The sequence below is a fragment of the Caballeronia zhejiangensis genome (assembly GCF_022879815.1).
Taxonomy (GTDB): Bacteria; Pseudomonadota; Gammaproteobacteria; order Burkholderiales; family Burkholderiaceae; genus Caballeronia; species Caballeronia zhejiangensis.
Genome location: NZ_CP084287.1, coordinates 199,824 through 212,688 on the forward strand (window position 1 = coordinate 199,824; position 12,865 = coordinate 212,688).

The 12,865-nt window shown below is 59.4% G+C and carries 11 protein-coding genes; 7 read left to right on the top strand and 4 right to left on the bottom strand.

Annotation, left to right across the window (positions count from 1 at the left end; translation table 11 throughout):
* Positions 1–2: 2 nt before the first annotated feature.
* The gene (locus tag LDZ23_RS30565; protein ID WP_244808730.1) at positions 3–1,496 is read left to right on the top strand and encodes a caspase family protein; all 1,494 of its coding nucleotides are present in this window, start codon (positions 3–5) and stop codon (positions 1,494–1,496) included.
* A 103-nt stretch (positions 1,497–1,599) separates the two neighbouring features.
* Here LDZ23_RS30565 and flhC read toward each other — a convergent pair whose 3' ends face one another.
* Positions 1,600–2,184: a flagellar transcriptional regulator FlhC gene (gene flhC / locus LDZ23_RS30570; protein WP_244808855.1), complete on the bottom strand. Its 585-nt coding sequence runs from the start codon at positions 2,182–2,184 to the stop codon at positions 1,600–1,602.
* A 2-nt stretch (positions 2,185–2,186) separates the two neighbouring features.
* Positions 2,187–2,483: a flagellar transcriptional regulator FlhD gene (locus tag LDZ23_RS30575; RefSeq protein WP_244808731.1), complete on the bottom strand. Its 297-nt coding sequence runs from the start codon at positions 2,481–2,483 to the stop codon at positions 2,187–2,189.
* A 443-nt stretch (positions 2,484–2,926) separates the two neighbouring features.
* On the opposite strand from LDZ23_RS30575, the gene imuA reads away from it, so the two are divergent.
* The 5 genes from imuA (at position 2,927) to LDZ23_RS30600 (ending at position 9,785) form a co-directional block, all read left to right on the top strand.
* Positions 2,927–3,634 carry a translesion DNA synthesis-associated protein ImuA gene (gene imuA / locus LDZ23_RS30580; protein ID WP_244808732.1) on the top strand — a complete coding sequence of 236 codons (708 nt, stop codon included), beginning with the start codon at positions 2,927–2,929 and terminating at the stop codon, positions 3,632–3,634.
* On the top strand, positions 3,558–5,030 hold the full coding sequence (locus tag LDZ23_RS30585) for a Y-family DNA polymerase (protein ID WP_244808733.1): 1,473 nt from the start codon (positions 3,558–3,560) through the stop codon (positions 5,028–5,030). The genes imuA and LDZ23_RS30585 overlap by 77 nt, the downstream gene beginning before the upstream one ends.
* A 4-nt stretch (positions 5,031–5,034) precedes the next feature.
* Complete coding sequence (locus tag LDZ23_RS30590) at positions 5,035–8,178, top strand: error-prone DNA polymerase (protein ID WP_244808734.1); 3,144 nt, start codon at positions 5,035–5,037, stop codon at positions 8,176–8,178.
* 211 nt (positions 8,179–8,389) lie between these two features.
* Positions 8,390–9,292 (top strand): hypothetical protein, encoded by a 903-nt coding sequence (locus tag LDZ23_RS30595; protein WP_244808735.1) that lies wholly within the window; start codon positions 8,390–8,392, stop codon positions 9,290–9,292.
* Positions 9,293–9,305: 13 nt separating this feature from the next.
* Positions 9,306–9,785 carry a hypothetical protein gene (locus tag LDZ23_RS30600; RefSeq protein WP_244808736.1) on the top strand — a complete coding sequence of 160 codons (480 nt, stop codon included), beginning with the start codon at positions 9,306–9,308 and terminating at the stop codon, positions 9,783–9,785.
* 256 nt (positions 9,786–10,041) lie between these two features.
* On the opposite strand, the gene LDZ23_RS30605 is transcribed toward LDZ23_RS30600, so the two are convergent.
* Positions 10,042–10,389: a hypothetical protein gene (locus tag LDZ23_RS30605; RefSeq protein WP_244808737.1), complete on the bottom strand. Its 348-nt coding sequence runs from the start codon at positions 10,387–10,389 to the stop codon at positions 10,042–10,044.
* A 174-nt stretch (positions 10,390–10,563) separates the two neighbouring features.
* Complete coding sequence (locus LDZ23_RS30610) at positions 10,564–10,899, bottom strand: hypothetical protein (protein ID WP_244808738.1); 336 nt, start codon at positions 10,897–10,899, stop codon at positions 10,564–10,566.
* A 755-nt stretch (positions 10,900–11,654) separates the two neighbouring features.
* Here LDZ23_RS30610 and LDZ23_RS30615 point away from each other — a divergent pair.
* Complete coding sequence (locus LDZ23_RS30615) at positions 11,655–12,734, top strand: CAP domain-containing protein (RefSeq protein ID WP_244808739.1); 1,080 nt, start codon at positions 11,655–11,657, stop codon at positions 12,732–12,734.
* Positions 12,735–12,865 lie beyond the last annotated feature (131 nt).

The window sequence follows — 12,865 nt, forward strand, 5'->3', positions numbered from 1 at the left end:
CCATGGGAAGCTATGCTCTGCTGATTGGAATAACTCGCTTTGGTGATCCAGACCTTGGTGCCTTAAGGGCTCCGGAGTCCGACGTTGAGGCGCTCCGCGACGTTCTCGCCGATCCCAACCGTGCCGGCTTTAGCGTAGATGTGAGTATCAACGAGAGTCTACTGATAATCCGCGACAAGATCTCGCATCTGCTCAGAGCCCGTCACCCCTCGGACATGGTGCTTCTCTATTATTCAGGGCATGGCATCGTCGGGAGAGGTAATTCGCTTTACCTTGCGACGGAGGAAAGCTTGCTGGCGGATCCTTGGGCTCGGAGCCTCCCGGCGAGCGAACTACAAGCTAAGTTGGTCGACTCACGAGCCGGTAAGGTTGTGGTCGTCCTTGATTGCTGCCATAGCGGAGTGTTCACCGAGGGGCATAAAGGCGCTCCTGTCGTCACAGAAAAAACCTTTGATCCCGGCGAAGGGTCGGAGGGCTACTATGTCCTTGCCGCAACAAACGCAATGCAGTACGCGTTCGACGCTCACAACGCGAAAAACGTTCATGATGACACGCACCGTCAACTGTCGTACTTCACCTCATGGATCGTCGAAGGCTTAGCTACTGGAGCTGCTGCGCCAGGGAAGGCGTGCATCACATTAGACGACCTCTTTGTGTATGTCAGCCAGCGAGCTAGGCGGTCCGGGCTACCAATGACGCCCCAGCGGTACGTGAGAAGGAACTCAGGCGAAATCATCATTGCCAAAAATTATGCGAGGAGTTTATGTGCCCTCCCGGACCAAATCGTCTCTAATTTCCACAGCGCTGACTCGGCCGAGCGACTATTGGCTGTGGCGCAATTGACGGACGCTGTATCAATGCGTCCCTTCCTTCTCGATGCCGCGAGGGACTTACTAAGCGCGGGCATGGGCAGCGAACGCGACCTGCGGGTGCGGAGAGCGATAGCCAATTTTTTGTACGAGGTGAGTCGGGGACTTCGGCGGGCAACTGAAGCGCAGACCAACGAGCCTCCACCCTCCGCTGGGGAGCGCGAAAGTCAAAACACGGTTGGTATCGCCGTTCCAGGAAGGTTCTCTGGCTACGAGCTGGGTATTTTGCTGGCGTTGGGCATTGATCGTATTTCCGAAGAGCAGGCGATCGAGGTTAGGCGCGCAGCCCGCGCTAGGAAAAACTCCCACCGTTATGGTCTTATCTTCGGCTCGATTCTGTGGGGGCTAAACCTTGTGTGCATCTACTGGTCGAATCCTTTCTGGTGGTTCGCATGCGCGATCTTCACTCTGTTCGTTGGATTAATGGGACTTTGGGACGGGCGAAGAAGAGAAAAAATTGAATTGTTGGGCGGGAAACAGATTTTGGTGCGAAGCGTGCCCTGTGAATACGAAAAATACTTTTATCGTGCTTGGAATGCGGTGATAGTTACCGGGGCGATCATTGCCATTACGATTGCGATATTCCGCGTATCGCCACTGGGAGAAATGGTTATGAAAAGGGGCTAGGACTGGCCCTCTAATTCTCCTGCAAGGCGCCGGTCCCTTGTGGCTCGATGAGTTGCGGGTTGTTGCGCCTTAAACGTGCCGAAGACCGCACGCTGATGCGCGGTCAAGCCGCCTGCGCTTGCAGCGCGGCGTCGCGTTCGAGCGCTGCTTTCGCGGCTGCCTTCGTCTTGCCGGCGCGCGACGGCGGCTGGCAAATGCCGCACACCATCGAGTGCGACGGGTCTTGTGCGTGTGCGACAAATTTCCCGCGGCAGCGCGTGCAGCCCGCAAGGCGCAGGATGCCCGCGTCCTTGAAACGGATGAAGGTCCAGGCGCGCGTCAGGTCCATCTGCAACGGCTCGCCGATCATGTCGAAGTGCTCGGCATAGAGCGAGTACGCGCGAGTCAGCAGATCCACGCGGTCCAAGCCTTTGCTGTTCGCCTCGAGAAAGGCGTAGACGTTTGCGAACATCGACGTATGGATGTTCGGCGCCCACGTCAGATACCAGTCCTCCGAGAACGGCAGCATGCCCTTGGGCGGCGATGCGCCCTTCACTTCTCGATACAGGCGAATGAGCCGTTCACGCGAAATCGTCGGGATTTCCGATTCCAGCACTTGCATGCGTGCGCCGAGCTTGATCAGCGTGATGGCGCGCATGACTTGTGCAGCTTCGTCAGCGAGGCTCTTTGAAGGCGTAGTCGTGGTCATCATCAGGCCGCCAAAAGGACGTCGTTAGCGACGGGCGACGCCACAACGTCGTGGCTGCGACCGGCGAGGCCCGCGAGCATCGCATCCGTGCTCATGCGGAAGAAGCACAGCACTTGCGACGACGATGCGAGTTTCAGCGTCTGTTCCGGCGAAAGCTTCAGAAGCATGTCTGCCATATCCACCGAGAGACCCAAGTGCGACTGTGCCGCTTCCCGATCCGATGCCAGAAACCGCTGCGCGAGCATGAGGTACGACATGTTCAATTCGCGGATAGCACTGAGGTCGGAGGTGGTGTTCATAGCGGCAGACCAGTGTGTAGTTTCGACTTGCTCGTCGCGCTGTCAATCAAGGCGCGAACGAATTGTCTGATTACAAAAGCCACTTTGCAACAATTAGTTACACAGGGTAAACGTTTGCGAGAGGCAATCAGCCTTTTCGCAATCGTTAGCGTGGAATGAGATTCTTCTTCCCTTGCGCCATCTTCACGACGGGCTGTTCTTGGTTCGGATGATATGGGTGAGGTGTGCGTTACGATTTTCGTCTACGCGAGCACAGTCTCCTTCGTCGCAGACGGAAAGCCGGGTCGGCGAAACTGAGTAAGTCATACCGATTCGGCAATTAAGACTGACGTTTTACTGCGACAAGCTTACTCGCGCTGAGAAAGTTGTTGCACTTCTCCGACATACCAAACCGCTGTCCCTTCCTGTAGACTACTGTACAAACATACAGTACTGGGTTCGACATGGGAGCGTTAGCCCTCGAAGACATTCATCCAAGTTTGTGGCGAGGTTCGCAACTGGCCTCTGCTCGCGTGAACGTCGTGCCGTGCGGATCCGAGACGCTTGCCGCAGAGCTGCCGGGAGGCGGCTGGCCCAAGGGCGCGCTGACCGACCTGCTGGTGCAGCAGCCCGGCGTGGGTGAAATGCGATTGCTGCTGCCGGCGCTAAAGGCGGTCGCGTCACGGCGCATTGCATTTCTGCAGCCGCCTCACCGCTTTCAACCCGAAGCGGCCGCGTACTGGGGTCTGGCTGAGACGTCGATCAACGTCGTGCGCGCTCAGAAGACCGCCGATGCGCTTTGGGCGGGCGAGCAGATCCTTCGCGCAGGGACTTTCGGCGCGCTGATCTTCTGGCAAACGCATGTGCGACCGGAAGCGCTACGCCGCCTGCACCTTGCCGCGCAGACGAGCGAGTCGTTGTTCTTCATGGTCCGGCCGCTCGCTGCTGCCAGCGATACGTCGCCTGCCCCGCTTCGCATTGCTGTGCGCCCTGCGCGCGACAGTGTTTCATTGGAGTTCGTCAAGCGCCGCGGCCCGGCGCGTGATGAGCCGCTTGTCGTTGGACTGACCCATTCGCCTATCCTGTTGAATCGCCATGCAATTGTGGATCGGCGTGTATCTGCCGCACCTCAGCCGAGAAGTCTTCCAGCCGAGCTGGTCGTCCACGAGTGAGACGACTTCCGGCTTGGTCGTGCTCGATCACGAGCGTGTCGTGGCGCTCGATCAGGCAGCGCACGACGCAGGCGTTCGCGTAGGCATGCGCAAAGGCGGCGTTCTCACGCTCGCGCCCGATGCGCGCATTCACGACAAAGACGAATTGAAGGAGCAGCAGGCGGTTGCCGATGTGGCGACCGCCCTCATGCAGTTCAGCCCGCAAGTGTCAATCGCTGAGGAGCAGACGGTGCTGGTCGACGTCTCCGCGAGCTTGCGGCTCTTTGGTGGCGTGCGAGCACTGCGCCGCGCGATCCGCGCGTCGCTCGCCGCGTTCGGCTTCACGGTGCGGATGAGCGTCGCGCCCACCGGCCAAAGCGCATGGCTCATGGCCCGATATCGCGGCGGCCGCCGTCTCTCTATCCGCTCGCTGATGCGTCAATTGCCGCGCTTGCCCGCCTTGCTGGTGTTGGAAGCGCGGCGCTATGCCGACTGGTTCGATGGTCTCGGATGCACGAGCGTCGCGGACCTGCGGCGCTTGCCGCGCGCCGGTCTCAAGAAACGCTGCGGTACCGCGCTGCTGGATACGCTCGATCGCGCCGTCGGCGAATCGCCCGAACTCTATGAATGGGTCCAGACGCCGCCGTCCTTCAACGCACGAATCGAGTTGCCGGATCGCGTCGAGCATGCGGAAGCCGTGCTCTTCGTCGCGCGGCGGCTCATTGTGCAACTGACGGGTTGGCTCGCCAGCAAGCAATTGGCGCTCACGCGCTTCTCGATCGAACTCGAACATGAGCGCGGGCGCGCGGCGTTGCCGCCAACGACGATTGAGGTCGCGCTCGCCGAGCCGACTTGGCACGAGGAACACCTCACGCGCTTGCTGAAAGAGCGGCTTGGACGCGTCGAGCTGGCGGCCGCGGTCATCGCCGTGCGCCTCGAAGTCAATGACGTCGAAGCGGCCGAGCCGCCGTCCGACTCACTATTCCCCGAGCCAGGCGGGAGCGCGGCCGACCATAACCGGTTGATGGAACTACTCGTCGCGCGGCTTGGCCATGAGAACGTGTTGCGCGCGGCACCCGTGGCCGACCATCGGCCCGAGATCGTATCGAACTGGGTGCCGGTGTCGAGCGACGTGAGAGGCTGTGCGCTGCCCGGCGATCAGCCGCGCCCTTCATGGCTGCTGGAGACGCCCATCCAGTTGATGACGCGCCAGCACCGGCCGTTCTATGGCAGTCCGTTGCGTACGGTTTCGCCCGGCGAGCGCGTAGAAGCCGGATGGTGGGGCGGCGAGCTCGTTACGCGCGATTACTTTGTCGCGGAAGCTGACGACCACACCTGCTACTGGATCTACCGCGAGCGCGTCGGCAGCCGCGCCGAAGAAGATCCTCGATGGTTCCTGCACGGCCTGTTTGGGTGAAGCGATGGACGTGTACACCTCCATGCTGCCCGGCTATGCCGAGTTGCAGTGCTTCTCCAACTTCACCTTCCTGCGCGGCGCCTCGCACTCGGAAGAACTGATCCTGCGCGCCGAGCGGCTCGGCTATCTCGCGATCGCCATCACCGACGAGTGTTCGCTCGCGGGCATCGTGCGCGCCCACGTCGCCGCGAAGGAAGCCAATATCCGGCTCATCGTCGGCGCGCATTTCCAGTTGACCAACGCCGACGGCACGCCTGCCCTTGCCTTCACGGCGCTTGCCATGAACCGCAATGGCTATGGGAATCTGTCGGAACTCATCACCCTGGCGCGCACGCGCACATCGAAGGGTACCTACCTGCTGACGCCGAACGATCTCGCGCGGCCCGAAGCGCCGCACGAACATCTGAAGGGCCTGCCCGACTGCCTCATCATCCTCTCGCCCGAATATCCGGCAAAGGAGGAACGACTGGATGCGCAGATGGAATGGCTCGCCCGCACGTTCGAGGGCCGTTGCTGGGCAGCGCTGACACTCCACGCGCGCGCGATGGACGATATCCACCGCGGCATCGTCGAGTACCTCGCCGACCAGCACGGCGTACCGGTCGTGGCCACCGGCGCTGTCACCATGCACGTGCGTTCTCGCAAGCCGCTGCAGGATACGCTGACGGCTGTGCGCCTGAACCGGTCGATTGCAGAGTGCGGGTTCGAACTCGCGCAGAACGCTGAGCAACACCTTCGCGCCCGGCTGCGGCTCGCGAATCTCTATCCCGAGGGGGCGCTGGCCGAGACGCTGACGATTGCGAATCGCTGCACCTTTTCGTTGGATGAACTGCGCTACGAGTATCCCGACGAGCTGATCCCCGAAGGCACCACACCGACCGCCTACCTGCGACAGGAAACGTACATCGGCGCGCATCGCCGCTTTCCTCAAGGCATCCCGCACAAGGTGCAGACGCAGATCGAGCACGAACTCGCGCTCATCGCTGAGCTTCGGTACGAGCCGTACTTTCTCACGGTGTACGACCTTGTGCGCTTCGCGCGCAACGAAGGAATCCTGTGTCAGGGCCGCGGGTCAGCGGCGAACTCTTCGGTCTGCTACTGCCTGGGCGTGACGGAGGTCGATCCTGCGCGCAGCTCCATGCTGTTCGAGCGCTTCATCTCGAAGGAGCGCGGTGAGCCGCCCGATATCGACGTGGACTTCGAGCACCAGCGCCGCGAAGAAGTCATCCAGTACATCTATCGCAAGTACACGCGCACCCGCGCGGCACTGGCGGCGGCCGTCACCACATGCCGGCCCAAGAGCGCATTACGGGATTCCGGAAAGGCGCTGGGCGTCGATCCGGTCATCGTCGACAAGGTGGCGAAGTCGCACCACTGGTTCGACTCCAGTGCGGACCTGCTCAACCGCTTTGTCGAATCGGGCCTCGACACCTCAACGCCGATGATTCAGCAGTGGGCAAGCCTCGCCTCGCAGTTGCTCAACTTTCCGCGGCATCTGTCGCAGCATACCGGCGGCTTTGTCATTGCGCGCGGCAAGCTCTCGCGGCTCGTGCCCATCGAAAATGCCGCGATGGTCGATCGCAGCGTGATCCAGTGGGACAAGGACGACCTCGAAGCGCTCGGCCTGCTGAAAATCGACGTGCTGGCGCTTGGCATGCTCTCAGCGATTCGGCGCACGCTCGACCTGATCGCGAAGAAGCGCGGCGAGCCGTTCGAACTGCAGGACATCCCGGCCGAAGATCCAGCCACCTACGAGATGATTTGTCGGGCCGATACCGTCGGCGTGTTCCAGATCGAGTCTCGTGCGCAGATGAGCATGTTGCCGCGCCTGCAGCCGCGCCAGTTCTATGACCTCGTGATCGAAGTCGCGATCGTGCGGCCGGGCCCCGTTCAGGGCGGCATGGTGCATCCGTACCTGCGCCGGCGGCAAGGACTGGAAGCGGTGTCGTTCCCCTCGCCCGAGATGGAGACCGCGCTGGCTCGCACGCTCGGCGTGCCGATCTTCCAGGAGCAGGTGATGCAGGTCGCGATGCTTGCCGCAGGCTTCAGCGCCGGCGAGGCCGACCAGCTTCGGCGCGCAATGGCCGCGTGGAAGCGCAAAGGCGGGCTACAGCATTACTACGACCGCATCGTGAACGGCATGCTCGATCGCGGCTACGACCGCGAGTTCGCTGAATCGATCTTCGCGCAGATCCAGGGCTTCGGCGAGTATGGCTTTCCGGAGAGCCACGCCGCGAGCTTCGCCCTGCTCGTCTATGCAAGCTGCTGGCTGAAGTGCCACGAACCGGCTGCGTTCCTGTGCGCGATGCTTAACAGTCAGCCGATGGGCTTCTACTCGCCTTCGCAACTGGTTCAGGATGCCAAGCGTCACAAGGTGCGGGTACTGCCGATCGATGTCACCGTCAGCAACTGGGATTCGTTCCTCGAAGGCGACGGCTCGATAGCGCCGGTGCGCCTCGGCATGTCGCTGATTCGGGGCATGCGGGACGAGTCCGCTGCCCGCATCGAGGCCGCGCGAGCCGTGCGTCCCTTCGAGTCGGTCAACGATCTTGCGAACCGAGGCCGCCTCGATCGCCGCGACCTGCAGCTACTAGCGGACGCGAACGCCCTTTCCTCGCTATCTGGCAACCGACGCGAGGCCCTCTGGCAGGCGGTAGCGGCGGTGCCCGACAAAGACTTGTTGCGCGCTACCACGCGCGAAGAAGAGTTGCCGATGCTCGCCGCGCCGAACGAGGCGCAGGAGATCGTTAGCGACTATCGCTCGACGGGCCTTACATTGAATCGCCACCCGCTTGCCTTGCTGCGCGAACGGCTCAACGAGAAGAAGATCTTCGCTGCGTCGAAGCTCGCCACGTATCCGAACGGCCGTCTCGCCAAGGCGTGCGGGATCGTCACCGTGCGTCAGCGGCCGGGCACGGCGAACGGCGTGCTGTTCATCACGCTAGAGGACGAGACCGGCCAAATTAACGTGATCGTCTGGCCGTCTTTGGTGGAGAAGTTCCGGAGGGAAGCGCTCGGGGCTTCGCTGCTTGGCGTCTATGGCGTTTGGCAGAAGGAAGGCGAAGTAAAGCACCTCGTCGCGAATCGACTTGTCGACATGACCGGACTCCTTGGCAACTTAGCCACGTCGAGCCGTAACTTCCATTGACGCACTGACGGGAACCGACCCACAAGAGACGCTCGGCGACTGCTTCGGTTGATCTCAAAGATTTTCTGCCGCGGAGCGCAGCGAATCTGACCCAAACCCGAAATACCGCACCGCCAGCGTGCCGTGCTTGGCTTGGACTTCGCACGAACTATACTAAGGCAAGAGAGAAAAAGGGGAGCGCGTCGTGCCAATGGGACGGTCCTGCCGAGCATTGATCGCCCAACAGATATTCGTCCTCGTGTGTTGCGCTTTCGCCCGGGCCTCTCTAGGTGGCGATATTGCTCCGGTGCCGATGGCCTCTTCAGTTCCGACCGCAAGGTTTCTTGGCCAGGACCCTATTGACCTTCGCCGTAGTGCTCACGCCCTATCAAACTGGCTTTCCGCGATTGGATTGGGGATTTCTATTCGCGACGTGTCGATATCTGATTCTGGGAAGATTATCTCGGTTTACGTTGACATTAAAGAGGACTACGCTTTCCTTGTGGTAGATTTTGAGCGTCAGTATGGAACATCCATTTGGGAGCGGATTATTCAAAAAACCGCGTCGCTTCTGCAAGTTGCGTCCACCCAAGTTGTTATTCATGCACAGTACGGCTGCCTTGAAGGCGTCGCTTATCGAGTGCCCCGTAAGATTGCTTCTATGCATTGGCTCTCTGCGTGCGGTGGTGCATCCGGTTCTGCGCCATTAAGGACCGCAAACCATGCCGCTATATCGGGCAAAGAAGCTCTATCTGCCTCAACGGTCCGATTAAATACAAAAATCATATCGTTTCTCGCCGGAGAACTTGGAACCGCGGATAATAACATTACCCGCCTTTCATTAACTCCCGATTATGTAGAGGTGATCGTGCGCGGACTAAAGGGGCGAGTAATACACGGAGGAAAACAGTGGGAGCGTCTGCAGATTACAGTATTCATCACCGAAGCAGAGAATCACGGTGTTACGCTTCGCGCAATTGTAGATGGCCGTCTTGCTAGCGGCCTAGGTGCCTACCCGGCTGATAGCCAGTTCACTCAAGACATGGAACCGGCCTATTCGGAGGATTTGAGCAATTTTACAAAGCAATTAACCACATCGATTCGAGACTACATAGACTCGGCTAACCGACATTAGGGTAAAGAAAGTCATGACCGAAAGAAAACTAAAGTATCGGCTGGGGATCTTTCTCGTCGCATCGCATTTTGCACTGGTACTTCTGTGCTTGACCTTGTATGCGGAAGCCGCGTTCCGAGTCGATGAACTTACCACTTTATTGGCAATTATTATCCCGATGGTATCGGGTTACAGTGCATCGGTTGTGACCTTTTTCGTCAGCGATCGACATAATTTCGTTGACGAAACAAAGCAAGTCACGCCTACTTTTGCGTCGCTGTCTTTCGCTATTCCCTTGGTACTGGTTGCGCTTATTGGTGTAAGTATTCTCGCGAAGGCGTATAACATGGTATTTGCCAACTTTGAAGATTTCAAAAGGATACTTCTTCTGACCGAAAGTCTTTTTGCCGTTTACGCGGGCATATTTGTTCACTCGCTCTTTCCCAAGATTGGCACTACGTCAACTAGCTCGGTTCACACAGATCGAGCTCCGAGAGAAGACGACGTTATGTAGTCGGCCTTGAACAGTCGTAGCAAGTGATAATTTCCATGATTCATAGTGTTATATGCATTCGACGCAGGCCGCCTGTATTTTTGTCACTAATTTAGAGCCTCCTGTCGAGTGTCTCCTGTTGGCCGAACACGGAAACTTTGGAAGCAGGTGCTTCTGTGCGGCTTCGTGCCGGTGTCGGCAGATGAACGTGCGCGATACGACCGTTCGTGGCTACTGCTGCAAGTGGCGTCCTATCCCTTCGGGGGACGCTTCGCCGTCACATCGCTTCGTCGACCTCGGATCCCGGCGGCCAGAGCATCGTCACGATGAACCGCGCTAGGGTTCCACGTAGCTTCGCCTCCGCTCGCGCGGAATCCCTTTCCGCCTCCTGTGCCAACTCGAGAACGACGAGGATCCCATCGGTCACGGCCGTTAGCGTATGCAGTGGGTTCGCCGCCGTCGCCGGTCCGAAGGAGGTTGGCATGTCGCCGAGACCGGGGACAATGGGCTCGAGGTCGCTCGGAGAAAGGCAATCGCCCCCTTTCAGCGCGAACAGCGCCTCGGGGATGATCATCGGGTCAGCCGCCTGCACGGTGAACAGGACCGGACTGTCCGCGATTTTCATGACGCGACGCTTCCGGCGCGCGTAAGCTTCCACTGCGCCAAGTCGGAGATACGTCGATCGTCGATGCGAGAAAGCCATAGAGTCGGATGCGCGGACCTTGGCGCGAAAGGTAGACGCGTCCAATTTTACCCACGCGAAACTATGTCGACGGTTCCTGAACTCGTCGCTGTACTTTCAAGCCGCCTTGGCTTTCTTAGCTGAGTCGAAGCCGTCGGTAGCGTCGAACAGGGATCCGGAAATCTCCGCGATCAGTCTCGTCTTGCACTCGGGCGTAAGGCGCTCGCGGCGGCCAAACTGTTCCACTGCCGCCTGCAGGCTTTCGGCCGCGGTACCACCGTCTATAGGTTCGATTTTTCCAGCGTGGAAAACGGTGGCGATGCCATGACTGCGCAGAATGCGCGCAAAGTCTCCCAACTGTGAAGGGAGGTGCGACGCTGACTGCCAGGTCGCAAGCTCTTTCTCAAGACGCTCGATCTTCTCGGCCATCGCTTTGATTGACGCGGTGCTCATATTCGTGTTGTTTGTGGGTCAGTCAGCGGCGTCTATCTGGTAGCGGCTCACGTTGTTATCTTCGTCCAGGCTTTCCGGCTCTAGTTGCTGCGCAAGCGCTCACGTATCCGATGTGTCACTTGCCATGCCAGAAACACGGCGGGTGCACAGAAGAGAAGGATTTGGCCGAGCAGGGAGCCGGCATCATCCGAGCTATGACAGCCCCGCAAATAAGCAGCGCGACGAGTGCCGTCATAAAAATCTCCGTATGCATTTTTTCTCCGCGTTTCCCGTTGTTCGATCTTTTTCGGTAAGTTCAAAGCCAAGCTTTGTCCCGGCGCCATCATCAGTACACGTACCGCCCTCAACGATGAGGCTGACAGCAGCACCGCGACTTCGACGTGCCAACGCCCGCCAACCCTTCTATCGGTCGCTCGACGCCGGGCTTTAGCGGTTCGACTCGGTTCGCCGGCGGCGCTCACCCTTGCGAACGATACATCGCCGGCAATCGTCAATTACGGGCGAAAGGCGCTCGAAAAACCGTAGCTTTTGCCCGCTCATGAACCGGCGTTCTGTTCACCATGCTCATGCTGGTCCGGGCTGGCATGCCGATTCGCAATCGTCGCAGCGCGACCATTGGTGGGCGGGACTCAACCGCCTTGACAAGCGCCTTTTCGGACAACACTGGTTTGTCAACCATCCGTGCGCTTACGACCGGGTCGATGACGAGACGAAACAATCGGAGCGCCGCGCAGGCGTCCAGAATTTAACGAGGCTTGATTTTGAAAAGATTGTATTTTTTATTGCCGCCCGTCCGTGTTTCTGCGGTGACCGCGCTGACCATCGCCGTACTCGCTGCGTGCGGCGGCGGCTCGGATTCCTCCGACTCGCACAGCACGAGCAACCAAGGCGGCACTGGTTCCACCAACGCGGGCGATCCGACTGGCTCTTTGGCCTCGTCGCAGAAGGTGACGCTGCTCCCGCCCGCATCTGCGCCGCAGAATGTCTCGGCCACGGGGGACGCGACAGCGGACAGCATCGCGTTTGTGAGCGCGGTACGCCACAACGTCGGTCTCAACCAACTCACCGTCGATCAGAAGCTGGTGACGTCGTCGCTGAACCACGCCAACTACTTGGTACTGAACCAGGCAACTGGGCATAACGAAACGCAAGGACTTCCAGGCTACACGGGACAGTCGCCCTTTACTCGCTCGGATGCCGTGTTCGGTGAAGTTACGATAGCTGGAGACATTCGGGCTTTTGCGACGTCGTTGACCGGCGTCACATCGCTATTCGATGCACCATTCCACCGCTTTTTGATGCTTGAGGGCTATGCCTCGCTCGGTGTTGGCGCATCGACCAGTGCGACGTGGGAGGCGGTCAACATTGACTTCGGCGGATATTCATCGGTCGTTGGCGATACGCAGCTCGTCGCGTATCCATACTCCGGTCAAACGGGTGTGCCGGCTAGGTGGTTCGCAGCCGAGAATCCGAACCCGTTCGCCAGTCAGCCGCAGTATCAGAACACCTACGTCGGCTACCCCGTGACGATTCAGGCGAAGCTAACGGGGCACCTGAGCTCAGTCAGCATCAAACTCACTGATAGCGGTGGCAACGACGTCCCGTGTTTTCAACCTACGCCGGACGGCAACGCAGAGATAACGAACGGCGCCATGTGCATCCCGTACACCGCCCTCAAAGGAAACACAGCGTATTCGGTTCATGTGACCGGCGTGCTTAAAGCGCTGCATGGCGACACGCATCCTATCGACGTCACTTGGTCATTCACGACGGAAGCCGATGCGTCGGCCAAAGTCTTGGGCGGCGAGAAGCAGTTCCACGTTGTGCCTGAGTAACGCGCAAAAACAGGCCGCAAGCGCATCGAATGGAAGTCGATCCTAGAGAAGGGCGGAGGCACCACCTCCGCTCTTTTCTTTTGGGCCAAAAGGAAGTGCTCCTTTATACGTTTGCGCGGCTCCACTGAGAA